The organism is Nostoc sp. CMAA1605, from assembly GCF_021596505.1.
Classification (GTDB): Bacteria; Cyanobacteriota; Cyanobacteriia; order Cyanobacteriales; family Nostocaceae; genus Trichormus.
This window is the reverse complement of sequence record NZ_PJIZ01000002.1, coordinates 20,614-47,074: the sequence shown is the minus strand read 5'-3', so window position 1 is coordinate 47,074 and position 26,461 is coordinate 20,614. Positions and strand designations below refer to the sequence as shown.

At 39.9% G+C, this 26,461-nt stretch carries 24 protein-coding genes, 19 tRNA genes and 1 pseudogene; 38 read left to right on the top strand and 6 right to left on the bottom strand.

From position 1 onward, the window contains the following. Positions 1 to 22: 22 nt before the first annotated feature. From CV014_RS01075 to CV014_RS01065, 3 genes are all read right to left on the bottom strand, one after another. Positions 23 to 1,870 carry a S8 family peptidase gene (locus CV014_RS01075; RefSeq protein ID WP_236140322.1) on the bottom strand — a complete coding sequence of 616 codons (1,848 nt, stop codon included), beginning with the start codon at positions 1,868 to 1,870 and terminating at the stop codon, positions 23 to 25. Positions 1,871 to 2,032: 162 nt separating this feature from the next. Then, positions 2,033 to 2,389: a hypothetical protein gene (locus CV014_RS01070; protein ID WP_236140321.1), complete on the bottom strand. Its 357-nt coding sequence runs from the start codon at positions 2,387 to 2,389 to the stop codon at positions 2,033 to 2,035. A 714-nt stretch (positions 2,390 to 3,103) separates the two neighbouring features. After that, positions 3,104 to 3,340 carry a hypothetical protein gene (locus tag CV014_RS01065; protein ID WP_236140320.1) on the bottom strand — a complete coding sequence of 79 codons (237 nt, stop codon included), beginning with the start codon at positions 3,338 to 3,340 and terminating at the stop codon, positions 3,104 to 3,106. A gap of 86 nt (positions 3,341 to 3,426) precedes the next feature. Here CV014_RS01065 and psb34 point away from each other — a divergent pair, with 86 nt between their 5' ends. The 34 genes and pseudogenes from psb34 (at position 3,427) to CV014_RS00895 (ending at position 19,156) form a co-directional block, all read left to right on the top strand. Further along, the gene (gene psb34, locus CV014_RS01060; protein ID WP_236140319.1) at positions 3,427 to 3,597 is read left to right on the top strand and encodes a photosystem II assembly protein Psb34; all 171 of its coding nucleotides are present in this window, start codon (positions 3,427 to 3,429) and stop codon (positions 3,595 to 3,597) included. 735 nt (positions 3,598 to 4,332) lie between these two features. Beyond that, a tRNA-Asp gene (locus tag CV014_RS01055) sits at positions 4,333 to 4,427 on the top strand. An 85-nt stretch (positions 4,428 to 4,512) separates the two neighbouring features. Further along, positions 4,513 to 4,609, top strand: a tRNA-Met gene (locus CV014_RS01050). A gap of 3 nt (positions 4,610 to 4,612) precedes the next feature. Then, positions 4,613 to 4,683, top strand: a tRNA-Trp gene (locus CV014_RS01045). Between the two features lie 137 nt (positions 4,684 to 4,820). Further along, positions 4,821 to 4,905, top strand: a tRNA-Tyr gene (locus CV014_RS01040). Between the two features lie 4 nt (positions 4,906 to 4,909). After that, positions 4,910 to 4,994: transfer RNA gene (locus CV014_RS01035), tRNA-Ser, on the top strand. A gap of 6 nt (positions 4,995 to 5,000) precedes the next feature. Then, positions 5,001 to 5,074: transfer RNA gene (locus tag CV014_RS01030), tRNA-Arg, on the top strand. 6 nt (positions 5,075 to 5,080) lie between these two features. Next, positions 5,081 to 5,154: transfer RNA gene (locus tag CV014_RS01025), tRNA-Phe, on the top strand. A 9-nt stretch (positions 5,155 to 5,163) separates the two neighbouring features. Next, a tRNA-Asn gene (locus tag CV014_RS01020) sits at positions 5,164 to 5,261 on the top strand. 5 nt (positions 5,262 to 5,266) lie between these two features. Beyond that, a tRNA-Gln gene (locus CV014_RS01015) sits at positions 5,267 to 5,342 on the top strand. 104 nt (positions 5,343 to 5,446) lie between these two features. Beyond that, positions 5,447 to 5,524, top strand: a tRNA-Leu gene (locus tag CV014_RS01010). A gap of 1 nt (position 5,525) precedes the next feature. Continuing rightward, a tRNA-Pro gene (locus tag CV014_RS01005) sits at positions 5,526 to 5,620 on the top strand. 6 nt (positions 5,621 to 5,626) lie between these two features. Continuing rightward, positions 5,627 to 5,700: transfer RNA gene (locus tag CV014_RS01000), tRNA-Leu, on the top strand. Between the two features lie 5 nt (positions 5,701 to 5,705). Further along, positions 5,706 to 5,804, top strand: a tRNA-Leu gene (locus CV014_RS00995). 4 nt (positions 5,805 to 5,808) lie between these two features. Beyond that, positions 5,809 to 5,900: transfer RNA gene (locus CV014_RS00990), tRNA-Lys, on the top strand. Positions 5,901 to 5,904: 4 nt separating this feature from the next. Beyond that, positions 5,905 to 5,977, top strand: a tRNA-Lys gene (locus CV014_RS00985). A gap of 4 nt (positions 5,978 to 5,981) precedes the next feature. Beyond that, a tRNA-Leu gene (locus tag CV014_RS00980) sits at positions 5,982 to 6,055 on the top strand. Between the two features lie 9 nt (positions 6,056 to 6,064). Further along, positions 6,065 to 6,139 (top strand) — tRNA-Arg (locus tag CV014_RS00975). Positions 6,140 to 6,144: 5 nt separating this feature from the next. Next, positions 6,145 to 6,218: transfer RNA gene (locus CV014_RS00970), tRNA-Ala, on the top strand. Positions 6,219 to 6,350: 132 nt separating this feature from the next. Further along, positions 6,351 to 6,454, top strand: a tRNA-Ser gene (locus CV014_RS00965). 406 nt (positions 6,455 to 6,860) lie between these two features. Next, on the top strand, positions 6,861 to 7,106 hold the full coding sequence (gene csx18 / locus CV014_RS00960; protein ID WP_236140318.1) for a CRISPR-associated protein Csx18: 246 nt from the start codon (positions 6,861 to 6,863) through the stop codon (positions 7,104 to 7,106). A gap of 361 nt (positions 7,107 to 7,467) precedes the next feature. Then, complete coding sequence (locus CV014_RS00955; RefSeq protein ID WP_236140317.1) at positions 7,468 to 8,697, top strand: hypothetical protein; 1,230 nt, start codon at positions 7,468 to 7,470, stop codon at positions 8,695 to 8,697. Positions 8,698 to 8,764: 67 nt separating this feature from the next. Further along, a complete protein-coding gene (locus CV014_RS00950) occupies positions 8,765 to 9,841 on the top strand; it encodes a hypothetical protein (RefSeq protein ID WP_236140316.1) in 1,077 nt (358 codons plus the stop codon). Further along, the gene (locus CV014_RS00945; protein WP_236140315.1) at positions 9,838 to 10,566 is read left to right on the top strand and encodes an RAMP superfamily CRISPR-associated protein; all 729 of its coding nucleotides are present in this window, start codon (positions 9,838 to 9,840) and stop codon (positions 10,564 to 10,566) included. Before CV014_RS00950 ends, CV014_RS00945 begins: the two co-directional genes overlap by 4 nt. Beyond that, on the top strand, positions 10,553 to 11,803 hold the full coding sequence (gene csx10 / locus CV014_RS00940; protein ID WP_236140314.1) for a type III-D CRISPR-associated RAMP protein Csx10: 1,251 nt from the start codon (positions 10,553 to 10,555) through the stop codon (positions 11,801 to 11,803). Before CV014_RS00945 ends, csx10 begins: the two co-directional genes overlap by 14 nt. 2 nt (positions 11,804 to 11,805) lie before the next feature. Next, positions 11,806 to 12,312, top strand: a complete 507-nt coding sequence (locus tag CV014_RS00935) for a hypothetical protein (protein WP_236140313.1) — start codon at positions 11,806 to 11,808, stop codon at positions 12,310 to 12,312. A gap of 32 nt (positions 12,313 to 12,344) precedes the next feature. Continuing rightward, positions 12,345 to 13,487: a putative CRISPR-associated protein gene (locus tag CV014_RS00930; protein ID WP_236140312.1), complete on the top strand. Its 1,143-nt coding sequence runs from the start codon at positions 12,345 to 12,347 to the stop codon at positions 13,485 to 13,487. 26 nt (positions 13,488 to 13,513) lie between these two features. After that, positions 13,514 to 14,392, top strand: coding sequence for a type III CRISPR-associated RAMP protein Csx7 (gene csx7, locus CV014_RS00925; RefSeq protein ID WP_236140311.1), 879 nt, complete (start codon positions 13,514 to 13,516; stop codon positions 14,390 to 14,392). Positions 14,393 to 14,402: 10 nt separating this feature from the next. Continuing rightward, positions 14,403 to 15,023 carry a hypothetical protein gene (locus tag CV014_RS00920; RefSeq protein WP_236140310.1) on the top strand — a complete coding sequence of 207 codons (621 nt, stop codon included), beginning with the start codon at positions 14,403 to 14,405 and terminating at the stop codon, positions 15,021 to 15,023. A 25-nt stretch (positions 15,024 to 15,048) separates the two neighbouring features. Then, positions 15,049 to 15,996, top strand: coding sequence for an RAMP superfamily CRISPR-associated protein (locus tag CV014_RS00915; protein ID WP_236140309.1), 948 nt, complete (start codon positions 15,049 to 15,051; stop codon positions 15,994 to 15,996). Positions 15,997 to 16,004: 8 nt separating this feature from the next. Next, positions 16,005 to 16,547 carry a hypothetical protein gene (locus CV014_RS00910; RefSeq protein WP_236140308.1) on the top strand — a complete coding sequence of 181 codons (543 nt, stop codon included), beginning with the start codon at positions 16,005 to 16,007 and terminating at the stop codon, positions 16,545 to 16,547. A gap of 1 nt (position 16,548) precedes the next feature. Next, positions 16,549 to 17,598, top strand: a complete 1,050-nt coding sequence (locus CV014_RS00905; protein ID WP_236140307.1) for an RAMP superfamily CRISPR-associated protein — start codon at positions 16,549 to 16,551, stop codon at positions 17,596 to 17,598. A 2-nt stretch (positions 17,599 to 17,600) separates the two neighbouring features. Continuing rightward, positions 17,601 to 18,257 (top strand): hypothetical protein, encoded by a 657-nt coding sequence (locus tag CV014_RS00900; RefSeq protein ID WP_236140306.1) that lies wholly within the window; start codon positions 17,601 to 17,603, stop codon positions 18,255 to 18,257. 194 nt (positions 18,258 to 18,451) lie between these two features. Beyond that, positions 18,452 to 19,156: pseudogene (locus CV014_RS00895) on the top strand (Uma2 family endonuclease). 86 nt (positions 19,157 to 19,242) lie between these two features. On the opposite strand, the gene cas6 reads toward CV014_RS00895, so the two are convergent. Then, positions 19,243 to 20,355: a CRISPR-associated endoribonuclease Cas6 gene (cas6, locus tag CV014_RS00890; protein WP_236140305.1), complete on the bottom strand. Its 1,113-nt coding sequence runs from the start codon at positions 20,353 to 20,355 to the stop codon at positions 19,243 to 19,245. A gap of 52 nt (positions 20,356 to 20,407) precedes the next feature. Between cas6 and CV014_RS00885 the strand changes: the two genes are divergently transcribed. After that, on the top strand, positions 20,408 to 20,797 hold the full coding sequence (locus CV014_RS00885) for a hypothetical protein (protein ID WP_236140304.1): 390 nt from the start codon (positions 20,408 to 20,410) through the stop codon (positions 20,795 to 20,797). Positions 20,798 to 21,058: 261 nt separating this feature from the next. Then, complete coding sequence (locus tag CV014_RS00880) at positions 21,059 to 22,366, top strand: hypothetical protein (protein ID WP_236140303.1); 1,308 nt, start codon at positions 21,059 to 21,061, stop codon at positions 22,364 to 22,366. Between the two features lie 26 nt (positions 22,367 to 22,392). Here the strand turns inward: CV014_RS00880 and CV014_RS00875 are convergent, their stop codons facing one another. Continuing rightward, positions 22,393 to 22,734 (bottom strand): hypothetical protein, encoded by a 342-nt coding sequence (locus tag CV014_RS00875; RefSeq protein WP_236140302.1) that lies wholly within the window; start codon positions 22,732 to 22,734, stop codon positions 22,393 to 22,395. A gap of 235 nt (positions 22,735 to 22,969) precedes the next feature. Between CV014_RS00875 and CV014_RS00870 the strand changes: the two genes are divergently transcribed. Both CV014_RS00870 and CV014_RS00865 read left to right on the top strand, forming a co-directional pair. Further along, entirely contained in the window at positions 22,970 to 23,362 is a 393-nt protein-coding gene (locus CV014_RS00870) for a DUF1636 domain-containing protein (protein WP_236140301.1), read from the top strand. A 13-nt stretch (positions 23,363 to 23,375) separates the two neighbouring features. Further along, positions 23,376 to 24,128 (top strand): cobalt-precorrin-6A reductase, encoded by a 753-nt coding sequence (locus CV014_RS00865; RefSeq protein ID WP_236140300.1) that lies wholly within the window; start codon positions 23,376 to 23,378, stop codon positions 24,126 to 24,128. Positions 24,129 to 24,563: 435 nt separating this feature from the next. Here the strand turns inward: CV014_RS00865 and CV014_RS00860 are convergent, their stop codons facing one another. Beyond that, positions 24,564 to 26,156, bottom strand: a complete 1,593-nt coding sequence (locus tag CV014_RS00860) for an alkaline phosphatase D family protein (protein WP_236140299.1) — start codon at positions 26,154 to 26,156, stop codon at positions 24,564 to 24,566. Positions 26,157 to 26,461 lie beyond the last annotated feature (305 nt).

The window sequence follows — 26,461 nt, the reverse complement described above, 5'->3', positions numbered from 1 at the left end:
CCCAGTCCCCAATCCCCAGTCCCTAATTCCGAATATGCGCCGCCCAGTAGACTGTCTGACCGCCTGTAGGTACGCTGTAGCCGCGAATGCGGAGTTTCCATGTGCCTGGGGTGAGATTGCCTGCTACTTTGGCGCGCTCAAATACACTTAATGCGGAAAAACCTCTGGCTTTTTCTACGCCGGATGGGTCAATTAAGTGGACATCAATGTCATTATGTGCTTGTGCTGCTGATTCTGGCCACCATAAAGCCGCATCAAAATCTCGCTTATTAGAACTAACATTGATAGGAATATCGATAGTTGTACCATTGTTGACTACGACTTTACCCCAATGCGCCCAGCCGTTGGTCGCCATTTTTAACAACCCTGCACCAACAGTATTATTGTAGGGATAGGATTTCTGCCCATAGAGAATCATGAAGGCGTAGGTTTGACCATTATCGTATGTGCCGAATTGTCGCAACCAGTTATGGGCTAACATAGCAGCCGCAGAAGCGTAGGGAGTTGCACCACTAGTTCCGCTAAATACTTGCAATGCGGAGGTGGAAGCATTGCTGGCGGTTTCGCTATAGGTGGGTGCTTGGATATCTGGTTTGAAACGTCCATCGGTTGCGGGGCCGCGGCCTTGTCCGTTGTATTGGCTTTGGTCAGTGGTCATCACGCCACCAACACCGATAACTTTGTGGGCGATCGCAGGTGAACGAACTGTTCTATCATTAGGGCCATAGTTACCGTTCGCTGAGACGAAAATCACACCTGCATTGTAAGCGTTATCTGCGGCTGTGGCGATCGCGCCGGTTTCTGTCTCGTCGGCTTGTAATTCCCCTACCAATACCTTATCAAAGGCTGCTATTGCTGCTTGAATCGCCCGAATCGCCGCCGCCGAATCTAGACCGCCGCTAGGATAAATCTTCCAACTGTCTAATCTGACTCCCGTCACGCCGCGATAATCATTGCCTAGACGACCATTACCGCTAATAATGGCGGCGGAACTTGTGCCATGATTCCAGTCATTATCATCGGTGTTGTAACCAGGGTTAGCACTATTGTTACAATTTGCCCCACCGTTAACGCAATCTCTCAACCATGCCAAGTTACTGGGAGAATTAAATAAAACGTGTGTATTTCTCACCCCAGTATCTAAAAGACCAATCCAAGGTTGAGTTAATCCTAAATTAAAATAGGGGTCAGAAACAATAATTGCTCTGCCATCATCAACGTCATTATTAGTAATAGCATCTGGTGGTTTTTCTCCCCCTTGGACTGGTTGAATATAAGCCACAGCATCAAGTTGGGCTATTTCTTTAATTGCTCTGAATTGTGTTTTACCAGCAACAGCATTGACAATCCAAAAATGTTCTGTTGGTTTAAAGTAACTGGATATTTTGTATCTTTCTAGTAATGCTAATTGTGATTTGACTCTTTGAGCTTGTAATTGAGCGATCGCTTCTTGTCGGCGTTGAGATTTTTCCCGTTCTACTCCTGTTTCTAGTTCCGGTAATAGGGGAATTTGGGTGTCTTCTTGAAAGGTAATAATCACCTCAACACTATCGCTGGGGTTGCTATTAATGAGTAATTTTTCTAAAGTAGGGCTAATTTTTGACTTGGGAATATCGGGAATTGGTTCTGATTGTTTATCGAGAGGAAACTTAACTTGGTAAATATTTTCCCTCGAAAGATTGCCACGTTTAAAATCTGTAGATAAGCCAGTTTTGGGAATAAAAACTGAATTGATAGTATTAGTTTGGTCTACAGGTACTTGATAGGGATTATAAGGTTCACCACTCACTTGAGCATAAACCATCAATGGTGACATTAACACCAAAGATAAGCTGAATGAAAATAAAAGAAGCTTAGTTCTTGTTCGCATATTCACCCTTTAAAAACGTGCATGATTTACAGTCCAATTCATCAGAAAATCTGTAGAATGACTGAATTTCTCGGTATACGTTTTTATATATAGGGTTGGGTGAGAACAATTATGCAAGTGATGCAGGTTGCTTGATATTTCTTTACATATGGGAGCTACCTATCATCGCCGGCGATCGCGTTCTAAATCAAAAATCACTTTCTCCAAATACCAGTTATCTGACTTTCCTGGATTTTTGCGACGCTGTTGAGCTAACAAGCGTTTAGCGGCTGCGGTATCCCCTTTGAGTAAAATTAGCAAATCTCTTTGAAGATATCGATTTTTTGGGTCGCTACGATATGTGTGAGAAACTCTACCCCGTGGCTTGTTGATTTGCAAGTTGCGCCATTGAGATCGGAATTGTTCAGAATTCTGCACAATGGCGATAATTGCCACAATTATCAGGATGGTAATTAATATATTCATCACAATACGCTGGTAGATGCCTCTTTCCACCATGCGGTAGTGTTTCGCTTTCAAGCATCGCTAATCACCACACGCTATTTTGAAGATTTTGTAAAGCCCGTTTTTCCCCTTACGGAGAAGAGGTAGTTTTTAATACTAGAAAAAAAGCTAGCCGTTTTAGTCCCCTTGCGGGGAAGAGGTGGTGTTTAACGCACTTTTTCCAGTACAACTTACTGGCAAGATGTTGTAGGTGTTTCCGTCCCCTTGCGGGGAAGAGGTGGTGTTTAAAAATGCCGGAAAGTTCAATGGAATGACCCGGCGCGAGGCAGCCGCCGCGTTTCCGTCCCCTTGCGGGGAAGAGGTGGTGTTTAAGTTTGGTCGTGGAAAGATGCGTATGAAACTGTGGAAGTTGCGACAATGTTTCCGTCCCCTTGCGGGGAAGAGGTGGTGTTTAACCCTACCTTGTGGAAACTATTGATATATTTAGTTTTCAAGGTTCAGTTGCGCTGAGGTACGGAAATAGGTGTGTAACCTACAGACTCAGTACAAATTATCAAAAGCTTTTCCCGTTAAAAATTAGCTTTAAAGATAATTTAAACGAAAAACCTCCATGATTCAAGGCGAAAAAACAAATTTTTCTTTTATTAACACAACTTTACTCACCCTTACTTCCTATAAGTTTGCGCGACAAACTCGCGGCTAACCTTAAATTCCATTACAAATCGCCAAATATTAACAAAATCATCAACTCCAGTCAATAAACCCCCACCAAAAACCACACAGCAAACTTTACAAAATTAAATAATCTGGTGGTTCATAAGGCGGCTGACTGCCATAAACTCGTGTTTGTTGTTTTGCAGTTGCATCCAGAGGATAAACCCTCACACTATCCTCATTCAACTTCAAAATCGGTAGCCAACGTTTTTCTAATACACAAATTTTTGAGAGGTAAAGAGGCGATCTAGGGTGCGATCGCTTTTTTTCTTTCAGAAAATTCTCAACATAAGTGATTCTAATTACAGTCATTCACTATTTTTTGTCAAGCTCTATTGACGTTTTGTAACAATATTGTTAAATTAGTTTACATAAAGTAACAAATACAGGAAAACATTATGTATACCACCATTAACGAAGACGGAGTTCTCAACAACTATCCAACTGAACCCCAGATGTACTATGCTGAGTACCCCGCAATTTGGGAACAACGCAAATACGTTACACAGAGTGTGTTCGCTACCTTAATTGTCACTACTCTCGTTTTGGTTGCTTTTAGCGTTAGCTAATATTTTTAGACTTCGGTATCGCTGTATCTCATCGTCATTCGGACTTCTCCTATCAACCTCGGTACTTAAAGCCGGGGTTTTTTGCTGTTAATGGATGAGGTAGATGTGTAGGGACTTATCTTTAAACATTGCTCGTTACCAGCAGCAGACTACTTCCCCTGTGTGCAGTAGACAAACATATACTACAACTGTATTATTGAAAATAATCATAATTACAAATACTACAAACATTCAATGATCACCAGATTCTCTTCAAGCATGAGTAGCGCAGGGCATTGCCGAACCAACAAGGGTTTAGGCAGAGCGGATTCGTTCCGAGAAGCCGCAAGCGTCTACGCGCTATTTGCGTTTGAGGGAATTTATCTGTTCATTGGCAATAAATCTATAAACATTGGCATTTTTGGAGCGTTAGCCTATTGGCTGAATCCAGAGCAACTGAAGGAAAGCGGGAGGTGCAAATGTCTCATAGCACCCACATAGGGCAAAAAGTCTCAACTACCCAACCCCCGCTTCTTTTCACCCAGAGGCGGGGGTTATTTTTTGAGAGCGATGTCTGACGACAAGCCCCTACGCATCTACGCCTGCCCTCTCACCTCTAAAAAAAGTTTGTAGTACACCCTTGACACTTGTGTAGCATTTATGTAGCATAAATGTAGTGAAGCAATCAAGCCTCCCAAAAAGGCACAGAGCAAACACTATCAGAACCATGAAAACTAAATAATTGCCACCTAACGTGGGGGTGTAACTCAGTGGTTAAGAGTGCCTGTCTGTCGAACAGGAAGCCGTGGGTACTGCTTCGCAGAAGCAAGCTACAAATCCCATCATCCCCGTGTAGCCTTGTGGACGACTAGATAAGTCGCTTTGATTCTCAGTCAAAGAGAAGCGGGTGCAACTCCCGTCAAGGCTTCCAAACATTGCAGTGTAACTTAACGGCAAAGCCCCAAGCTCATAACTTGGTAAATGTGGGTACCCTTCGGGATGCCTACGGCTACAACTCCCACCACTGCGACCAAATGCAGGGATGGTGTAATGGCAACACCACAGTCTCCAAAACTGTTGTTCTGGGTTCAAGTCCTAGTCCTTGCGTTGATGGTGCAGAAGCGAAGTGGTCGAGCGGCAAGTCTTTCAAGCTTGTAATTAGCGGGTACCCTTCGGGAAGCAAGCTACGATTCCCCTTCACTCCATCCCTTGTAGATGTATTTCTATCAAGTGGACATTGATTTGGGTCGGTATCCAAGTCCGGTTGAAGGAAGCCGTCTGTAAAACGGATGCCTATGTGCTTCGTAGGTTCAAATCCTACCCGGCCCATCATGGAGAGATTGCTATTGGCAGGGCAAGCTGTTTGCTAAACAGTCGTGGATGTAAGTCCACTGTGGGTTCAACTCCCTCTCTCTCCGCCTTATGAGGACGTGGTGTAACTGGATAACATCTCAGATTACGAACCTGAAGAGTGAGGATTCAAGTCCCTCCGTTCTCGCCTTATCTCCTGGTAGCTCAGTTGGTAGTAGCGTCTGTTTGAAAAACAGAAGGTCGTCAGTTCGATTCTGACCTGGGGGACTGGCACATTGCCCCATAGCTTAATGGCAGAGCAAGCGGCTGTTAACCGCGAGGTTGTAGGTACCCTTCGGGAACGCTTACGCGAACGAGTCCTACTGGGGCAGCCATTTATTGCAGGATAGACGATTGGCAAGTCACCTTGACTCTGAATCAAGGAGAGGTTGGTTCGACCCCAACTCCTGCATCCAAATCTCAACGGGAAGTAGGCAAACAAGCAAAGCCGGCGCACTTTGAACGCGAAGTTTGAAGGTACCGCGTCGCCGAAGCAAGTTACGATTCCTTCCCTGCTTATACTCCCGTAGCCCAACTGGAAGAGGCGGCTGTCTCAAAAACAGTCTGTGTGTGGGTTCGACTCCCACCGGGAGTACCAACGGGATGTGGCGCAACTTGGTAGCGCGGCAGCTTTGGGAGTTGAAGGTTGCAGGTACTGCTCCGCAGAAGCAAGCTACAAATCCTACCATTCCGATCATTTGCCCTTGTGACGAAACTGGCAAACGTGCTGGTCTTAGAAACCAGATTTTGTGGGTTCAAATCCCACCAAGGGTACTGATGCTCCTGTGGCGAAATTGGTGAACGCTTCCGTTTGAGGGACGGAATTGTTACAGGTACCGCTTCGCGGAAGCAAGCTACGATTCCTGTCGGGAGTACCAAACTGGGTCGTTAGCTCAATGGCTAGAGTTCCCGCCTTTTAAGCGGAGTGATCAGAGTACCCTTCGGGAAGCAAGCTACGAGTCTCTGGCGACCCACCTTGGGCTGTTAGCTCAGTTGGCAGAGCAACTGCCTCTTAAGCAGAAGTGCGTAGGTTCAAGCCCTACACAGCCCACCTTGCCCCTGTGATGCAATTGGCAGACATGACCTGCTTAAAACGGGTTTTCTACAGGTTCAAATCCTGTCAGGGGTATCAACTTATGGGAGTGTCGCTTAATGGATGGGCATCGATCTTCTAAATCGACCGATGTAGGTTCAAGTCCTACCACTCCTGCCAAATATGGGTCTGTAGCTTAATTGGGAAAGCGTCTGCCTTGCAAGCAGAAAGATGTCGGTTCAAGTCCGACCAGTATCCACTGATAGTGTCTGTTGACGTAGCCGCTCCTATGGAGCTAGCCAAAGCGGTTGCGGCATTGGTTTGTGAAACCAGTCATAACGGGTACAACTTCGCCCAAGCAAGCTACAAGTCCCGTCAAACACCCCTTTAAGGAAGATGCTGCTAAATGGTCGGCAATCGGTCTTGAAAACCGGGGTACAGGCAACTGTAGGGGTACCGCTTCGCCCAAGCAAGCTACGATTCCTCCATCTTCCGCTTACCACCAGAGGCTAAAAAGTGAAGCACCGTGCTGATAACGCGGCAACAGGAGGGGCAGTACCTCTAAGAGTGGATTTAAGTTAAGTCACAAAGCAAGTGTTATTCTCTAAAATCAGGCAACAGATAGAGCCTCAAGAATGTGCTTTCGTCCGGCAAAGTCGCAAACACCCGCACCAATACCCCAAATCAGCAACGTATTCACAGTTTCAAGTGATTGACGACGATTCCGTCCGTTAAAATTCCACTGAGTAGGAAATCATGATTGGGGATTGGGTATTGGGGACAAGGGAGAAAAACTAATGAGTATTGACTATTGACTCCATTTTGCACGGAGTTGGAAGACCCCTCTTCCAAGGGGGTGTATAATCAGTTCATCCTTAATTAACGAGACGGGGTAAAGATTGTGTCTACTTCTGCCGCAAAAAAACTGATCCGAGATCGTAGTTGGATTTTGGCGGTAGTCAATGCAGCAATTACTTGGGTGATTTTGATTATCGCGCCTTTGGGCTTATTTGCCGTGATTAGTTGTACTGTGACGGTATTTTTAGCTATTTTACTCGTCGGGGAGATTCTTAACAGGCTCAGACTTCATTTTTGCGTCAATTCCAACGCGATTTTATGGAAGCCAGACGCGACACCGATAACCTAGATGTCGGACTTTCCCCCTATCTCGACTTACCCGCACAGCAAAATCAAGCCGAAAATAAATAAACCCATAAAATATGTGTTTAAGCAAAGATGAGATTCATCAAATTTTGTAATAACAGATGTCATTCATAGAATTAACTGCTAATAATATCTATGATCAGGTTAATAACTGCGACACTGATTCTCAGGTATTTTTACGGCGATGAAATCAGTTCATCAGAGTCGGCGTGATTGTGAAATGCTTCGTATTGCTTGGATAAATATTTCCGTAAGTGCTGTTTGTAAATTTGATTTCAGCAATTAATTGTGTTGCTTCGTGTAAATATTGCTTCAGTTAACTACATATTCAAATTGCAAATTATATGACAGATTCTCAACAAAACATCGCCATAGCAATTAGCTGGTGTTTAGCCTGGGGTAATGAACGGGAACCAGCATTTGATTTATATCCTCAGCAAATACGTGATGCTGTAATTAACAAACAAGCATTACCAGAAAATCTACAACATCTAGTGAGACAAGTAGAGACACTCCAAAGTATAGACAAAAACGATTTTCCACCCACTCTTGAGGAATTACAAGCCAAATACCCTGATTTGTGGAATCAAAATACTCGCATTGGTTTAGTTTATGGTGGTGCAACGAAGATTAAGCAATATGTATTTGAGTCAGCCAAAATTCAAGAAATTCGCGGTGCATCTGGTTTATTAGATAGAATAAACATCATTGATTTACCTGCTTTTTTTAATCAGAAAAATCCTCAAGAGATTGCAGAAGAAGATAGAAACCGCTACAATATACAATTTAATAAAATTAGAACTTGGTTAAACGATAACTTTCCAGCAAAATCCGAATCAGAAAAGTACAAATTATCTGATGCGCTAATTCCAGAGTTAATTATTTATTCTACAGGTGGTAATATCCTGGCTTTTTGTCCTGCTGCTTATGTCGATGAGTTAGCTAATGCAATTGAAAAACGCTACACCGAAGAAACTTTAACAGCTAATTCTTGCGCGGTAGGTGATAAATTTAGATTGTTGGAACTGCGGTTTGGTTTGTTGCGTGAGCCAATTGAAAACACACTATGGTTAGATTGGTATCATCGGGAATTTAACAAGCAATTAGTTCAAGCTTATTTCGGGTATCCTAGTAATGAATCAGAGAGAATAGAAGCATTTAAAAGACGCAAAAGTTTTAATGAATTAACCACGAAATTAAATATTTTGTTTAATCAGCGTCGTAGTGGGAATGATACAGCTAATCGTCCTAGTCGCCGCTATCCGCCGATGTTTGAAACCCATCCTTACCTGATGCGTGATGGTAGCGATCGCCGTTCTGCTATCATGCGAGTAGATCAACTACCGAGGGAAACCAATTTTTCAGAAGCATCGGTACGTAAGTATTTAGTAGGCGACAGAGCAAAAGATGGTCGTCTAGAAGAGCCAAAATGGTATCTTGATACGAAACTACAATGGCGTAGAAATAGAGTTGAAAGTTGGGTAGATAGATTTAAATTGTTTTTAAACCAAAATCAGAGCTTAAAAGCGAAATACTACGGCCAGTATTCCAGAGGATTCACTAGAAATTCCTGAAACTTTAACTCAAGTATCTAACGCGAGTAAAGGTTATATCGCTTATATTTACGCCGATGGTAATAATATGGGTGGTTATGTCCAAAAAATTCAGACACCAAAAGAATATCAAGAATTTAGTCAAGATGTAGCTTTAGCCACCGAATATGCAGTTTACCAAGCCTTAGCTGAAAACTTACATCCTCATAAACTACGTAACTTAAATGATGACGAATCAAAATTAGAGAATGGTGATTTTATTCATCCTTTTGAAATACTTACCATTGGTGGTGATGATATTTTATTGATTGTTCCTGCAAATAAAGCTTTAGAAATATCTCAGATGATAGGCGAGAGATTTGAAAAAATTCTACTGCAAGAAATTCAAATTAATGAGATTAAAGCTGACGATGGAGAAACTAAAAAAATTACTGGTAATTATCGCCTGCATCACACTAAACCATTTGAACCGAACAAATATCAACGTTATAAACCCTTAACAGCAAAACATTCTGACTGTGAACTAAGTACGTCAATTGGTGTATTAATTACGGCTGTAAACACACCTATATACTACGCCAGAAATTTAGTAGAGCAATTATTGAAATCAGCAAAAGAACGCGCTAAGAAATTACAAAAAGCTGGATATCGTGGGGGAACAGTTGATTTCTTAACTCTCAAATCAGTTACGATGATTTCATCGAATGTTAAAGATTTTCGTCAAGAAGCATTAACTAAAAATCTTCCCCCAAAGTTAAAATTCTACGCTGCACCATACACTTTACATGAGTTAGGAGGATTAATCACCTCTATTTCAGCTTTGAAAAAGGCTAAATTTCCCAAGTCACAACTTTATCAAGTCCGCAGTTTATTAGAACGGGGCAAACATACAGCTATTCTTAACTATCGCTATTTTCGAGTGAGACTAAAACAAGGTAAAGAAGCATTACTCAGAGATTTTGAAAATGCTTGGTGTTTACCTAAAGATCAAGAAAATAACGGTAATTTAGCCCCTTGGATGTATGATAACGGCAGACTTGATCCTGAACATCCTGAAGATCCATTTTATGAAACAATTTGGCGAGACATGGTAGATGTCTACGATTTTGTAGAAGTTCCAGAAAATGAAATATCAGAAGTTGTATCTTTGGGGGTTGAGTCATGATTAAACTACAAGAATTATCCAACTCATTGCAAACTTATCCCATTACAGCAGTCATTGATACGGCTTTATGTATTGGTGCTGGTGGTTCTTCCAGTTCTCTTGCAGATAAACCAATTGTTCGCAACGCTGAAGATAATTTACTAATTCCAGGTTCTCAAATTAAAGGACGCTTGCGCCATGAGTGCGAAAAAATTGCTAGGGGTTTAAAGTGGCCTATTTGCTATTCTCCCAATCCTCAAACTATGTGTCCCCAAAGAGCAGGTTTAACAGAAGATTTTACTAGAACAGAATATAAAATATCAGAATCAGAAGAAGATAAACATCATCATTGTTTGATTTGTCAAATTTTTGGCAATCCCGTTTTACCTTCCCGTATCATTTTAGATGACCTCATTTGTGAAGAAGAACCAGATACTTTACCAGAAGTTATACGTCCTGGTGTAACTATCAACCGCCGTCGCCGGACTGCTGAAGAAGACAAACTTTATTTTTTAGAAACATCACCAGCAAATATTCAACTAAAGTTTACAGGAAACATTTATTTATCTAATGCGCCAATTTATGCAGCACCATTAATTTTAGCAGGATTGCTCCATATTAATGCTTTAGGTGGTAGTAAATCAGCAGGTTTAGGCTGGCTACATTGGGAATTACCTACTTTACCCGTAGAACAAGCCGCATGGGATTTTCTGGCTAAAGGATTTGAAAACAATGAAGAAAATTAATCTGGAAATTAAAGCACTGTCTCCTTTAGTAATTGGTAGACAAAAACCAGGTGGAAATGTGAGTGAAGTTGAACAATATATTCCTGGTTCTGTAATTCGCGGTGCAGTTGCTAGTCAAATACTAAAGCGAACTAATCAATCAATTAGTGATGATGATGATTTTCATCAATTATTTCTAGGAGATAATCCAGCAATTTTTCAAAATGCCTACCCAGGAATTATTACTATTGATAGTGATTGTGTTTTTAAACCTAATGTGCAAGTATTACCAGCGACTGTACTAAGTTCTAAGAGTAAATCTGGATTTCAAACAGGCGAGTCCGAAAAAAATGGTGTTTTTGATACTTTAATAGACCGTTTTTGCGCTGAAAAGTATGCTCAAATATATGATCCAAATTGCCCAACAGAACATTCAACTTATGGAGAAAGAGTTGATCATTTTAGTGGTTTTTATAGTGAACATGATGATGATTACTACACCCCTGCTGCAAATGATCGTCTATTAACTAGAGTAGGTATTAATCGCCGCCGTGCAACTTCTGAAGAAAGGGTACTATATAGTATTGCAGTTTTAAATGAATCTCAAGAAAATAAAAAAAGACCTGTCACATATACAGGTGTAGTTTTAATAAATGATGATTTAGCTGTGCCTTTACAACAGTTTATTCAAAATCATCAAGATGATTTACGTTTAGGTGGTGCAGGTTCACGAGGCTTAGGCAAGGTAAAAATTACAGCTAAAGCACCTACTGATATTAAATCAACAGTTATTCACCGAATAGACGAATTTAATCAGAAATTACGTCAACGCTGGAGTGAATGGGGCAAAATATTTGGCAATCCTTTAGAGATATTGCCAGAAAATCGTACTTATTTCACTGTGGATTTACAAGCAGATGCAATATTAACTGAACAATGGCAGCGTACAACGGTAATTTCTCCAGCAATGCTACAGCAGTATACTGGTGTCAGTGATTTATCTTTACATATTCACGCTGCTTATAGTAGTTATGATTATCGCTCAGGCTGGAATACAGCTTGGGGTTTGATGAAAGACGTTGAGTTAGTTACAAATAAAGGAAGTGTCTATTTATTCAGCACAGAAAATAAAAATCTCTGGCTACAAGCTTGGGAAGATTTAGAGGTTTATGGAATAGGCGATCGCACCTGCGAAGGCTTCGGACAAGTCCAAATTTGCAATGAATTTCATTTGATCTTCAGAGAGGAGGCTGTTTAGTCATGGCGGAAGTGGATAATTTATTAAAAGAACAACTGGCTTTAAGAGTTGAGAAATGTATCAGTAATCAAATGGATGAAGTTATCGAGAAAATTAAAGATTTATCAGATAAATTCGCCATAGCAAATAAAGATAAAAAATCTCCTTTCAGAAATGTCTTGGCTGTTGCTGTGGATTCGAGTTCTTCAATTGAAATTATTAAAAATTACATTCGGTACCAAGTAGGAAGGAGTGGTTCAAGCCCCATTTGGACAACATCACATGGTAAAGATATATTTGCTAAATCTCTAGTAAATGCACTAGATGATCTAGAAAAAAATGCACAATCTATCTTAATAGAATTGAGGAGAAATATTCCTAAAGGTCATGGTTTGGAAGCACATTTAAATGACATTGATAATCAAACTCAACTACGCAAAAATGTTCATATTAAACTTGTGCAACTGTTTTTAGGATATTTAGCTAGAGAACATACAGCCTCAGTCGGTGAAATGAATTTACCAAAATAAAACATTTATCAAATTTTTAGGAGTGTTTAAAGATGTACCGCTTTGTTGTATCAACGGTTGGCACAAGTTTACTCTCTAACCAAATTCGCCCTAAAGATCCAAAAAGTTGGAAGGGACTACTTGATAAAACGGCTAACTGGACAGAGGAGAGAATTAAACAACATGAGCCGGAAGTTATTAATATTATTCTAGACCTAAAAAACAGGGCTGAAGAAAAGTTAAAGAGCGGTAATATTTTAGAAATTAAAGACGCTAGTGCTGAACTAAATGGTATCTATAGCTTATATAAAGATAACGTTGATAATGGTAAGCTAGATACTCACTGGTTGATTACAACTGAAACATATCAAGGACAAACAACAGCAAAAATAATTAAAGATTTTTTACACAAGCAAGTCAATCTTATTGAAATATATACCCCTGATCAGCTTTCTACAGAAAATACAGCAAACTTTAAACAAGGAATAGACGACTTAATTGATTGGCTTTCTAAAAGATATGAAGAGTCTCAGAAAGATGGTTATTCTATCTACTTTAATTTAGTTGGCGGGTTTAAGGCAATTCAAGGATATATGAATACTATTGGTATGTTCTATGCCGATAAAATTATATATGTGTTTGAAGGTGAATCATCTAAGTTAATTACTATTCCACGTTTACCGATTACTCTAGATTATGAGCGAGTTAAAAAGCATAAAGTTACCTTAGCATTATTAAATGCTGGAGCTAGTTTTTCCCCTAAACAAATTGAAGATGAGAATATTGAAGAATCATTATTCACTGAAATTGATGGAAAAGTAACTATTTCTAATTGGGGGCTATTGATTTGGAATCAGTGCAAAATCAATTTACTCTCAGAAGATTTATTGATTTTTCCAAAACTTCATTATGAAGACAGTTTTAAAAGTGATTATAAGCGAATAAGAGATAAAAAAGAAAAATTACAACTCCAAGAAGACCTTGCGAAAGTGTCAAATTTACTCAGCCAATCAAATGGTAATACCAGTGTATTAAAAGAACATCCAGGTTTTAGATATGATAAATATACAAATAGGAATGATGATGTTGCACATTTCCGAGTTACTCAAGGCTTACGAATAAGTTGTATTTCGATTAATGGAATACTAAAACTTCGCCGTTACGGAAAAGAACCCGAAGTAAATAAAAATCCCTAAAAATACAAATCCTAAAGTAATCAGCTATGTTTGACACATTCAAAAATCGCCTAGAAATTACAGGCGTACTGACAACAAAAACAGCCTTAAGAATTAGCGCAGGTCGTTCTAGTGAACCCATAGGCTCAGATTTACCTGTAATTAAAGATAGCTTGGGTAATCCATTAATACCAGGTTCTAGCTTTAAAGGTGCAATGCGATCGCGCCTAGAAAGTTTCCTCCGAGGTATTGTAGGTAATAATCGCAAATTAGTAGCCAACCCCGCTATTGAAGAAGAATGGTCGATTACTTCTCAGGAAATAAAGCAGTTAAAAGATAGTTGCGAAGATGATGAGACTTTAACTAAGGAACTCATCAAGCAAACAGATATAACCTCTCGGCTATTTGGTTCACCTTGGATAGCTAGCAAATTCCAAGTCAGGGATTTAACCGTAGTCCCTGATACTTGGTTTGGACAATATCAAGAAAGAGACGGTGTAGCTATCGACAGAGACACCGAAACCGCCGCAGACGGGAAACTCTACGACTTTCAAGTAGTTCCAGCAGGGACGCAGTTTCAATTTAAAGCGGTGGTAGAAAACGCCAAGGAATATGAACTGGGACTGTTGATGATTGGGTTACACCAGTTTGAGACGGAACAAATACCACTCGGAGGGGGGCGATCGCGTGGCTTGGGTGTCGTTAAACTAGATATTGAGAAAATGTATTGGCTTGATGTTGAAAATGACCCAGAGAAATTATTAACTTACTTACAAGAATTAGTAAATAGTAATCTAGGTGAGAAACTACCAATCTATCAAAATGTGAACGAGTCGAAAAAGCAAGAGTGGACGCAATCACTAATCAATCATTTACGAGAAAATAAAGCTAATACTCTCACTACCGAAGTAACCCAAAATTCTTGAAGAGGTAAATATGGCTTTTAGTAATTTCAAAACCATTGGTGAAGTTCTCAAAGCATTTCAAGTCACTTACACCGAAGCAAATTTTATTAGTGAACTGGCTTTTACGATTTCTGACTATTTCCGCGAAGATTTAGAACTGATGATGCGGGATGCTGTTGTTGATAACTCAGAATTTGCTATTTGTGAGAATCTCATTTATCCAGTTATCAAAGAAGTTTGGAAAACCTACCGCCATCATTTTGTTCTCTGGAGTCATCAATCACTAAATTATGATGAAAAGCTATCAGGATTTCCTGAATATATTTTAGCTAAACGTTCTCCATTAGGAAAAGTTGTCTTTGATAAACCATATTTTATCTTAGTTGAAGCTAAACAAGACAACTTTGAGACAGGTTGGGCGCAATGTCTAGCAGAAATGATTGCGGCTCAACGATTAAACGGAGAATATCAAGTAGTAATTTATGGCATTGTTTCTAATGGCGATCGCTGGCAGTTTGGCAAATTAGAAGGAGAAATTTTTACTAGAAACATTACCTATTATACCATTCAAGAACTAGGAAAATTATTTGCTGCTGTTAATTTCATATTCCAACAGTGTGAAGTACAGCTAAATAATTTATTAGCAGCTTAATTTTTATCATCAAATAAATCCAGTCATGCACAAAAGATTTGTTAATCACTGCACAATTGATTTAAGCATCATACCTGATGGGCCGATTTTAATTAAGTCAGGAAAAGAAGGAGCAGACCCCACAAAACCTGATATGGAATTTGTCGAAACCTATCACGCTGGGGGACGTTCAATTTATTTACCAGGAAGCAGCTTAAAAGGAGCAATTCGCGCTCATGCAGAACGCATAGTGAGGACTGTAGGGAGAGATAAACGTGATACTAATTCTAGCTTACCTTGGGCGAATGACCCTTTAAATGATAAATATGACTATCTCAAGAATGTGACTTCAACCAGCGATATTTACAAGCTTTCTTGTTTTACTGATCAAATATTTGGTAATACTTCCATTGCTAGTCGTGTCAGAATTGAAGATGCTCACCCAGATAGTTCACAGCCTCTGAGAATTGAGGAACGTAATGGAGTAGCAATTGATAGAGTATTTGGTTCTGTTGCAGTCGGGCCGTTTAATTATCAAGTCTGCACGGCTGGGGAATTTAAAACTAAAATCCACCTCAAGAATTTTACATTAGCGCAACTAGGTTTAATTGGTTTAGTCTTGCGCGATTTAAATGATGGTTGGTTTGGTTTAGGTTTTGCCAAATCTCGCGGTTTAGGTACTGTGGAAGTGAAATTAAATCAAGCAGTTTTACAGTATCCTGGTTGCCAAGTGAGAGACGGAAGCATATACGGATTGGGTATTAATAAAGAAGCTTGGAGTATAAATTCTTTATTAGGTGTAGGAGAATTTTTAGAACCTACAGAAGCAGAAAAATATGGCTTTCCATCAAAAGATATTCAATACAGCGAATCTGTTACAGCAGAGGCTATGGATTTTAATTTTGGTGTGAAATTAACATGGTTAGGTAACAGTAAGGATGGTGTACCTGAATTGTTTACACAAGCAGTTAACTCTTGGAAGGATTTACTATAGGATTCACAATGCAACCATTTGTTGGTGTTACAGAAAAAGCTTTAGAAGTTTCTGAATTACTAGATTTAATCAAAAAACTAAAATATGAAGAGAGTTACTACTTTTTGCGTTGGACTCACAAAGTTAGCGGAATTCAAGACCACCCACCAACTAAAGACGATTTTGAGTCTCCTATGACTGAAGGTCAAATGTTTAATCATCAGTTTGAATTACGGTGGAAGCGAAAAACTAAAGGTAGGTATGAAGTTTTGCTGTTAACCATAGCAGGTAAACATAAAGATTTTATTCCACTAAAAGAAAGAGATAAAGAAAAACAAGCATCATGGCGAATAGAACCGAATAATCCAGAAAAATTCCCATCTTACGCCTATCCTGCTTATGGCTATCGTCCTGATGAAACTCGTTTTCCTAAAGGGTTCGATTATCCCAAAACTTTAGATATTCGACTGCATGAAGACAACAAAAAACAACCAAAATTAGCGCAACGTTACTTTATTGACGCTGAAACATCCGCCGTACAATTTGTAGCTTTAACTCTAGAGGTAGACTAACATGACAAGAACTCCTCCCCCACCACCCAGAAGACCGACTCCCAGAGATTCATCTAACCCAGAGTTACCACCAAAGCCTTATGATTTCGTTTCTTTCCCCTCAGAACGTCCTAACTTACAGCGTCCGATGGGACATCATAAATATTTGAGCGATCGCCTACATGGTACACTCTACCTTACCCTGAAAGTCCAAACATCTCTGCACATATCAACAGGGATAGTTGCGATGGGTAGCGACATCGGAAACAACCGCATCCCCCTAATTAAAACAATGGTGCAGGGTGTTGACCAAAAACTATCAATTCAAGGTAGTTCCCTCAAAGGCTGCATTCGGTCTGTATATGAAGCGATTACCAATAGTACATTAGCTGTTATTACTTCCAGATATAGAGATAAAATTCCTACAGAACGCTTACCTTGTCGTAACAAAGAACAACTGTGTCCAGCTAGTCGGGTATTTGGTGCATTAGATTGGCAAGGTCTGCTAGATTTTAATGATGCCAAGTGTGAAAGCATCGGCTTTACTACTGGATTTATGCCATCCTTATATCGTCCCAGACCAGACCAACGCAGTGCATACTTTATTAAAGGTAAAGCCGCAGGACGTAAGTTTTATTACCATACCATCAAAGCCATTGATAAAGGACAGAATTCCGGTATTCCCGTCCAACAAGCGGGGAGAGAATATACTTTTAAAACGCAATTACATTTCAAGAACTTACTCCCAGAAGAATTAGGGACTTTATTAATTGTATTAGGACAAGATTCTAAATATCCCTTAGCTTTAAAAGTCGGTGGTGGTAAGCCTATTGGCATGGGTACAATGACAGTAACTATCGATAAAATCAAACAGCCGCAAAGTTTAAAACAGCGTTATTCATCCTATGAAATTAGCGAAGGTGATGAACTCACGGGAGAGAAATTAGCACAATTTAAACAGAAACATATACAAACTGCACACTCGCGTTTAGTTCAAAAACAACAACTAGAAGAACTAACAACCGTGCTACGTTACCCCACTGACCGCGAACCACCATCAGGGATGTATTAATCATGACTATATCAGATGCACAGTGGGAAATTGCCCATGCGATCGCTCTTACTTTAGTAAAAGATAATACTGATGTCAACGAAGTAGGAAAAGCCGTTGCTTATCTGCGTGGTTACATTCATCAACCAGATGCAACTTCCAGGTTTTTCAAGTATCTCAAAACCTTGGTAAGCAATGGTAGACAAATAGGACACAGTGGAAAAACTACAGATTACTATCGTAGTATTGATAAAGCCTGTAGTGATTATCTCAAAAGTATTAGCGATGCTCACACCATCCTGCAAATTTTAGGATGGGTATCTCGCCTCATGCGTTATTACAAAGATGCTGGCGTTCCCATTGGTGAAATGTCAGCTTCAAAACTACCACCTGTAAACTCCACACATCCAGCACTAAATTCTCAAAACAGCAATAATTATAATTTTACAGTTGGTCAGATTGTGGATGCTAAAGTAGTCAATTTTGACAAACAAGAACTACAGGATGGAAAAAAAACAAAACAGAGAATCATAATCACTTACGAAATTCAAGGTTCTGATTGTCCATCAAAAGAGGAAGTCAATAAGCAAGACATTAATCTTTCTTTAGGGGATATAGTCAAAGTCAAAATTGAAAAGGTTCAAGGTGCAAATATTAGAAAAGTCAAGAGAGTTGTATAGATAATAGCTAACTTACCTGACTAAGAAATTAGTCTAGCATATTTGTAGGGTGCGTCAGATATCAAAAATCAGGCTATTAACAGTATTTAAAGTTCGATTAATTGACAATTATATAGAATAGGGGAATGTAGCTGCTAAGTTTACATTTGACGTGAACTTTGCGATCGCCTCTATATTATTCTATCCTCACGATGATGTTCAAATACAATCCATTAGACTGCTTACCTTCATCGGCAGAATTACCAGATTCAGACGATACACCAGTGGATAACGAACTGCAAATATTAATTCCCAATTTGTTGTTAGCCATCTTAGCGGCAATCTGGCAAAACCGTGATGATTGGTTTTTCGGTATCAATATGGGTATATATCATACGCCAAATGAAGGCGTGATCGTTCCAGATGGATTTTTGAGTCTGGGTGTAGAACGTTTCGTGGGTGAAAATGGTCGTTATAGCTATGTTTTGTGGGAAGAAGAGGGTATTTCGCCAATTTTAGCTTTAGAAGTAGTTTCGCAAACTTACAACGGTGAATATGAACAGAAAAAAATCGATTATGCCGAATTAGGTATTTTGTATTATGTGATTTACGCACCGACGCGCCTACGGCGTAAGCGTCAACGTTTAGAAGTTTATCGCTTAGTGGAAGGTAAGTATATTTTAATGTCAGGTGATAAAATCTGGATGCCTGAAATTGGCTTAGGTATTGGACGCGAACGGGGAACTTATCAAGGTATGACACGGGAATGGCTGTTTTGGTATGATGAAGCAGGCTAGAGATATCTAACACCAGAAGAAGCAAACTTTCAACAACACCAACAATTAGAACAAACTCAGCAACAACTCCAAGAACTTTTAACTAAATTACAACAAAGAGGAATTGACCCCAACACACTTTAACAGTAATCAGTCAAATAGTTGGGTGTTCACAAAAGCCATCATTTTAGCGTCCTTCTTCGCGCCTTTGCGCCTCTGCGCGCAACACATCACTCAACCTTCAAAGCACGGCGCGCCAACTTCGCGTAAGTCTTCACCGTTTCATAAGGCATTTGTAAATCATTCGCCACCACTTGCAAAGACTCGCCCATTTCCCGGCGTGCTAAGATAGTAGCCCACTTTGATGCTACCTCAGAAGCGCGATCGCCCCCTGTCCTTTTGCGTTGAGATGTGAATATCTCCGTTAACTCTGCAATTCTACTCGCTAGCAAACTTTCCACCTCTGGGACATCTGTAACCACTTGTGATGACCAACCCAAGCGGGTTTGACCCAAGCCAAATGTTGTTTTATGACCAGTTCCGCAATAGGGTGCTAACTTACCCAAAGCATAAAACAAGCGATAAAATTCTGTGTTCTGTGCAGCTTGTTTCACTAAACTAAATTCTACTGACCCTGTAAAACCTGTTACCGCACCTTTTTTTCCTGCCAGTATTTTCATCGAAGCGATTTGGTGACGAGTAATCAAAGTAGACTCATCTATCCAATCTAAAAAAGTTTCTTGGTCTACTGGAATACCAGAAAAATCATTCCATCGCCGTAGGTAGCTGTGGAAAACATTCATTGGTAAGGGTAAGGGTAAATGATGACCTTTGCGACGAAAGCTAGTAGGACTGATAAATCTTAAACTCAGATTTTCTCCATGTTCAGCATCTAGCAATTGCGCGTAAGTTGTAGGTGGATGAAGCACATTACACCCTAGAATTTGTAAAGGCGCGTTCCGCAAACTCACCTCAGCAGGGAGATTTTTCAACCACTCTGCCAACCACTGCACTACTCTACCTGATAACGCCGTCACATACCAACGATAGGTTTGATTCGCCAAAATTTTCAACTGCTTACCACTACTGACCAATTCCCCATCCAACGCAGAGATAGTAAAAGGCTTTTCTGACTCGCCATCATGGAGATAAGCCGAAAGTTCTGGGTTAGTGGAACGTACTTGGTCAAGAAACCAAGCGTGTAGTCCAATGGTGTACTGCGGATATAAAGAAACATCTACTTTTGTAGCTAACTCAAATTCCAATCCCACTATTTCCGTCTCTAGAGGCCAGTCAGAGTCAGAACTTGGGGGATTGATTTTGTTCTTGGGACGACGCACCATTATGCAGTAAGTTAATAGATTGACACTCCCCCGTTTTTTAAACGGGGGATTCTTGCTTCATCGGGAGCTCCAAGATACCCAAAGGACGAATCCATACAGCAACATCCCAGATTACTTTACCCTCCGCAAGCATACACCGGCAGCCCGACGGCGAAACAATATTTTGCCACCCATTACGAGACAGGTTCCTCCCTTGCGGCGAGACTCTGCCTGTGTTGTGGACAATTTCGATTGTATCATTTTTCGCGAACAAATAAATGTGTCCCATTCGCGGCAGTTGAGTGTAGTCGAAACTTATATCCCCCACTTAAAAGACGCACAAGACACAAAACTTTTTTGGTTTTGTACCTTGTGCTTGGGGGCTTTACGCATCACGACTCGTAAGTGGAAAGTTGAAAGTTACATCAGTTATCAGCTATCAGTTATCAGGCGGGTGATTTAGACCCCACGATTTCACTGTTCACTGTTCAAGCTAGCTTTATCAAGCAATTAGCCCAGCCCAATTATACAAAATTAATCCATCTCCGTAATTTTTCTGTTGTGTAGAAGAAAATGGTCATAATTATTCATCAAATATAAAGTACATTTACTAATTTACAATGAAAAAATAATGTAGCTTTGAATAAACTGATTGATAGCCCTGTGCGTAAAGGTTAAGCTAAGAACAATAAAATTCACAATCTCAAGGGTCTTGAGTAATTGCATGACCGCTAACACTTTACTCAGTAATCTACTGGATCAAAAGATTATTAGATTAAGTTCTCAAGAAATAAATCTACCGATTTTACAGGATAAGATTTACAGTTTCTTTATGGAAGCAGTAAATCTCTATCCTCCAGAAAATGTTTTACATGAATTTAAAAGGCTATTTGTTGGTTGTTTGCTAGTAGATAATTTAAATCACATTCCCATCATCAAAAAACTCTTATTGCTGACTGATGAGCAAGAATTTCACAATACAATTAAACGCTGTTGTTACATTTTAATTAATAATTGGGCAACTAAAAGAAAATACCAATATATTCGCGAATTAATTGATTTATTTTCGCAATTACCTGAGAGTAGTGACAATATTTCTAAAAATACTCTGTTATATAGACAAAGATTGAATAATTTTGTTGAAAGTCAAGATTATCAAGAACTAAAAATATTTAACTATAAAAATGAGTATAACAACCAAGGTCATTGGAGCGATCGCTATGCTGCTTACTTATTAGTTGCTCAATCTTTAGACACTAGTAAACCCAAAGAACAACAAGAAGCAGCAATCAAAATTTACAGACAGATGAAAGACAAATACAAGTTTGATTTAGCTATGTATATTGCTCGTTCACAGTCTGAAGCATCTACTAACACACGCTATAATAATCCTAGTATTTTGGGTGATAATGTTTTACACCTCATCAAAAAAATTGTTGCTAAAAGGGGTAAATTTAGTCACGAGAATTTAGCTAATATATTCCTGAAACAAACTGACAATCAAACCCTGTATAACTTTAAAGTCAGTTTACAGAAATATCTATTTCTATCAGTTGGTAGCCAAGAATTAGTGGTAGTTTTAAGGAAATCATTAAGGGAAAAACTAGATGTTTGGAAAACCGAGATAGATACAGAAAGAATCAACAAAAACTTATTACTGCGAATATGCAACAAATTAATTGATTATTTGACTATAGAAAATAGGCATGAACCATCAGAATTATTTAATTTATTAGTCTCTCAAGGTCATCCGCTAACTTTAGTCATTATTCTGTTGAAGGTCATTTTAATTTCTCCATATTCTCGGAGTCATTTAGAAACTCGAATCGCGGCTTTAATCAATTATTATCAGCATCAATCCGAAGAGGAATGTAAATGGATTATTTATTTTATTGAAGTGTTTAATATCACCTTTGCCATTTATGCAGAAAATGTGGATTATAATCTGCTAAAAATGACAGCCGAGGAGTTGGATAATCAGGGTGGAAATAATATAAATAGCTATCGTGTCTTTTCGCAAATCAAGCAATAGAAGCTGACTGAGATGACCTTATGAAATTAACGTGATTCTAATTGAGAAACTCGCGTCTCTAATTTAGTCACTTGTTGCTTTAATTCAACTACTAAAGTCGCTAAATTATCAAACATTTTCTCGCGTTCTGACTGTGATAAATTTCTTCTAGAACCAGGAGGTACGGTAATTGTCGTCCTCGGAGATGCAGCAGGACGACCTTGATTTAATCTTGACTCGATTTGACTTAACCTTGACTCCACACGATTTAAATCTGCTTGTAAATTATTTATCCGAGATTCAACTTGCTGTGATCTGGCTGGGTTTGATAGTAATCCCAGCCAGATAATTACCACCAATAATACAGCGAGTAACAATCTGCGAAACATCTTATTAACTCCTGAAAATAATTATTAAATAGGGCATCATGTTATTAGCATAACGCATAAATTAATCATGAATAATTCATGTAAAATCTGTCCAAATTATCGATTTCTTGAGGAATAAAGTTGCAAATAAGGACTAAAGTCCTGACTACAAACTGAATCTTCCTGTTACCTTTTAAATTAAATATTGTAAAGATATCGGTATAATTATAATTCACGCACATCTACTGAGGTACAGATGGATAATACTACTGCTCATAGTTTATTTGTTTGCACAACTTGTGCTAGCGTTTGGCAAGATGGGAAACGCATAGGTGAAAGCGGTGGTCAAAAACTTCTGCATCAATTACAGGAATTAGCACAAGATTGGGAATTACAAGAAGAATTCCCTATCCAAGCAGTGGAATGTATGAGTGCTTGTAACCGTTCCTGCGTCGTCGCTTTTGCGGCTGAAGGTAAAATGACCTATTTATTCGGAGACTTAGCAGTTGATGACAGTATATCTGCTGTCTTGGAATGTGCTACTAAATACTATAAAAAACCAGATGGGTTGTTACCTTGGTCGGAACGTCCAGAACCATTAAAAAAAGGAATATTAGCCAAAATTCCGTCTTTATCCTTGAAACAGTAGGTAGAGAGAAGACTTGAAACGGGTTTTAATTCTAGGTGGAACTGGAGATGCGACAGAGTTAACTGCTAAAATTGCTACTATCCCAGGAATAGAAGCGATCGCATCTTTAGCCGGTCGCACTCGTGAACCATCACTACCCGATGGAAACGTGCGGATTGGCGGCTTTGGCGGTGCGGCGGGATTAGCCGATTATTTACGTCAGATGCAAATTGATCTACTCATTGATGCTACCCATCCCTTCGCCAATCAGATTTCCTGGAATGCAGCAACAGCAGCAAATCAAATCAATATACCCAGATTAATGTTAACTCGCCCGGCTTGGGAAAAAGTAGCAGGCGATCGCTGGCTAGAAGTAGATAATCATCAAGCTGCGGCTCAAATTTTGGCAAAACAAGCCAAAAGAGTCTTTCTAACAGTCGGGAGACAAGAATTAGCCGCCTTTGCTCATTTACAGCATATTTGGTTTTTGATGCGAATGATTGACCCCCCCAGCGATGGGACTTTCATACCACCAGGGGAAATATTATGCGATCGCGGCCCCTTTACGCTAGAAGACGAGCGAAAAATTCTCACTCAATACAAAATTGACACCATAGTCAGCAAAAATAGTGGAGGTAAAGCCACCTACCCCAAAATCATCGCCGCCAGAGAACAAGGAATACCAGTTGTCATAGTCAACCGTCCCCCCATCCCACCAGGAGAACAAGTAGCCAAAGTTGAAGACGCAATCACATGGCTACTACAGAAAATCGAGACTAAGTGCTGAGTGCTGAGTGCTGAGTAATGAGTAATGACTAATGACTAATGACTAATGACTAATGACTAAATAAAAAAAAGTGGGAGAAAGCATATCAATCGCTTTCATCTCCCACTCTGCCATTTGCTGCTGTAGCGTTCAGGTATCCTGACAGATATTGCCATTAATTTAGGGGGCTGATGTATGATTCAATGGCAAAACCTGTACAAATTAGATGTTCCCGTCGCAGCAAATGCCAAGCCTAATTATTTATATTTTTTGTTTAAGCCAGTACAACTGGATACACCCTGATAACCACATCTGAAAAGTCGTTTATCTTCTATGTAATTTAACTTCCTTAAATTCGATTAGGTTGCCATTTTGGCAGGTTTTCTCATTCTCCTCAGCAATATATCCCCATCCCTTTACCCACGCTGAAGAATGGAGATATATTGCAGAATTCAACTAAACTACTTGGCGTATTCCAGGAATACCGTTATCAACTACAAAGGAAGCTCGATTGCTAATTGTCCCGAAAGGAGTTGTGACACCAGACACCACAAGATAATCCGATCGCCAACTAGTAGGAGTCACAGTACAACGCACATATCCCCGTTGCCCATTGTAGAACTTAATGTGGGGATTATCTGGTAAATAAGCTTGTACTGCGGGAGTAATATCAGCACCATCACCACCAGAACTAATGGAACTACAAACAAACTCACTACCCAATGTAGCTGAAGCAGGGTCATCAAAACTCGCTTTGAGATCCATCGCCCAATGAGAATGCACATCACCCGCTAAGGAAACAGGGTTGGATGGTTGACGCTGGGAGATAAAATTCATTAAGCGATTACGGGAAGCTACATACCCATCCCATTTATCCATACTGAAAGATTGACCCTCGCCGGGGGTGAAATCTCTCTGAGCAATGGGAACTTGCTGCGCTAAGATATTCCACCTCGCTGAAGATTTATCCAGTCCATCAAATAGCCATTCTTCTTGTGCTTGGCCTGTAATTGTAGCTTGGGGACTGAGTGCATCTAGACAACCTGTTCTCGTACCGTCGCCACAAGGTTGGTCTGTGCGATACTGGCGAGTATCTAAGACATGGAATGTAGCCAAATTGCCAAAGTTTAACCGCCGGTAAAGCTGCATGTCCGGGCCGACTGGTCGGGAGAAGGGACGCAGGGGCATATGTTCATAGTAAGCTTGATAAGCGATCGCCCGCCGTTGAGCAAAGATGACTGGATCTTGGTCTGGTTCTGTATCGATTTCTGAAATCAAATTAGCGTAGTTGTTTTCTACTTCGTGGTCATCCCAAGTGACAATCCAAGGAAAAGCAGCGTGAGTGGCTTGCAGATTGGCATCTGTTTTATAGAGGGCGTGACGGTTGCGATAATCTTCTAAGGTGAAAATTTCTGTACTATTGTGCTGTCTGGGTCGGGTCAGATTGATCCCACCTTCATAGATATAATCACCAACGTGGACTACTAAGTCTAAATCATCCTCTGCCATGTATTTATAAGCAGTGTAATAGCCTTGCTCATAGTGTTGACAGGAGGCTAAAGCAAACTTCAGTTGGTTAGAGAAACTACCAGCCGCAGGTGCAGTGCGAGTCCGACCGATGGGACTAGCTTCACTATTCACATGAAAGCGATACCAATACCAAGTATGGGGTAAAAGTCCTTCCACTATTACCCGAACAGAGTGAGCCAGTTCTGGAGTTGCAAGTACAGTTCCTCTAGAAACAATGCGTCTCATGCTGGGGTCAGTAGCGACTTCCCAGCGAATCGGTACATTGACATTTGGCATTCCACCGCCATTTAACGGTTCGGGAGCTAAACGAGTCCAAATAACAACACTAGTGTCATAGGGTTCGCCTGATGCTACACCCAATTTGAAAGGATAATCGGAAAATCTGCCTTTGGCGATCGCTCTTTGTTGGGGAAATTGGCTAGCAATAGCTAAACCAGTAAATGCGCCTGCGCCGATAATTAAATTGCGTCGCTTCACCCGACTTTGCAGGAACTGTTGAACATTACGGTAATCTACCATTCTCTACTCCTGATTCACAAACTAATTTGCCGCATTGACGCAACTAACACAAATCAGACAGGTGAATTTGCATACCAATTACACATTTAATCATCCAGCAATTTAGATATAAAAATTGCCATTATCTACTTACTTTTGGGTGATTATTGGTATTTATTACTTGCCTAAATTAAGTTTCGTTTTCCTGTTGTTATGACTGGATTTAACGTGTTAGCTGTTGGATTTGCACGTCAAAAGTTAGCCGGTGAAGATTAATTCCTGACCAAGCGATGGTTAATATCAACTTAATCTTTTTATTGAAGATT

Coding starts and splice junctions, on each gene's coding strand:
- CV014_RS00875 (WP_236140302.1), bottom strand. CDS start 22,734: ATGTTTCGCAGATTGTTACTCGCTGTATTATTGGTGGTAATTATCTGG.
- CV014_RS00915 (WP_236140309.1), top strand. CDS start 15,049: ATGCACAAAAGATTTGTTAATCACTGCACAATTGATTTAAGCATCATA.
- csx7 (WP_236140311.1), top strand. CDS start 13,514: ATGTTTGACACATTCAAAAATCGCCTAGAAATTACAGGCGTACTGACA.
- CV014_RS00945 (WP_236140315.1), top strand. CDS start 9,838: ATGATTAAACTACAAGAATTATCCAACTCATTGCAAACTTATCCCATT.
- CV014_RS00935 (WP_236140313.1), top strand. CDS start 11,806: ATGGCGGAAGTGGATAATTTATTAAAAGAACAACTGGCTTTAAGAGTT.
- CV014_RS00910 (WP_236140308.1), top strand. CDS start 16,005: ATGCAACCATTTGTTGGTGTTACAGAAAAAGCTTTAGAAGTTTCTGAA.
- CV014_RS00870 (WP_236140301.1), top strand. CDS start 22,970: ATGGATAATACTACTGCTCATAGTTTATTTGTTTGCACAACTTGTGCT.
- CV014_RS00955 (WP_236140317.1), top strand. CDS start 7,468: ATGACAGATTCTCAACAAAACATCGCCATAGCAATTAGCTGGTGTTTA.
- CV014_RS00860 (WP_236140299.1), bottom strand. CDS start 26,156: ATGGTAGATTACCGTAATGTTCAACAGTTCCTGCAAAGTCGGGTGAAG.
- CV014_RS00905 (WP_236140307.1), top strand. CDS start 16,549: ATGACAAGAACTCCTCCCCCACCACCCAGAAGACCGACTCCCAGAGAT.
- CV014_RS00920 (WP_236140310.1), top strand. CDS start 14,403: ATGGCTTTTAGTAATTTCAAAACCATTGGTGAAGTTCTCAAAGCATTT.
- CV014_RS00900 (WP_236140306.1), top strand. CDS start 17,601: ATGACTATATCAGATGCACAGTGGGAAATTGCCCATGCGATCGCTCTT.
- CV014_RS00880 (WP_236140303.1), top strand. CDS start 21,059: ATGACCGCTAACACTTTACTCAGTAATCTACTGGATCAAAAGATTATT.
- CV014_RS00950 (WP_236140316.1), top strand. CDS start 8,765: ATGGGTGGTTATGTCCAAAAAATTCAGACACCAAAAGAATATCAAGAA.
- CV014_RS00930 (WP_236140312.1), top strand. CDS start 12,345: ATGTACCGCTTTGTTGTATCAACGGTTGGCACAAGTTTACTCTCTAAC.
- CV014_RS01065 (WP_236140320.1), bottom strand. CDS start 3,340: ATGACTGTAATTAGAATCACTTATGTTGAGAATTTTCTGAAAGAAAAA.
- psb34 (WP_236140319.1), top strand. CDS start 3,427: ATGTATACCACCATTAACGAAGACGGAGTTCTCAACAACTATCCAACT.
- CV014_RS01075 (WP_236140322.1), bottom strand. CDS start 1,870: ATGCGAACAAGAACTAAGCTTCTTTTATTTTCATTCAGCTTATCTTTG.
- cas6 (WP_236140305.1), bottom strand. CDS start 20,355: ATGGTGCGTCGTCCCAAGAACAAAATCAATCCCCCAAGTTCTGACTCT.
- csx10 (WP_236140314.1), top strand. CDS start 10,553: ATGAAGAAAATTAATCTGGAAATTAAAGCACTGTCTCCTTTAGTAATT.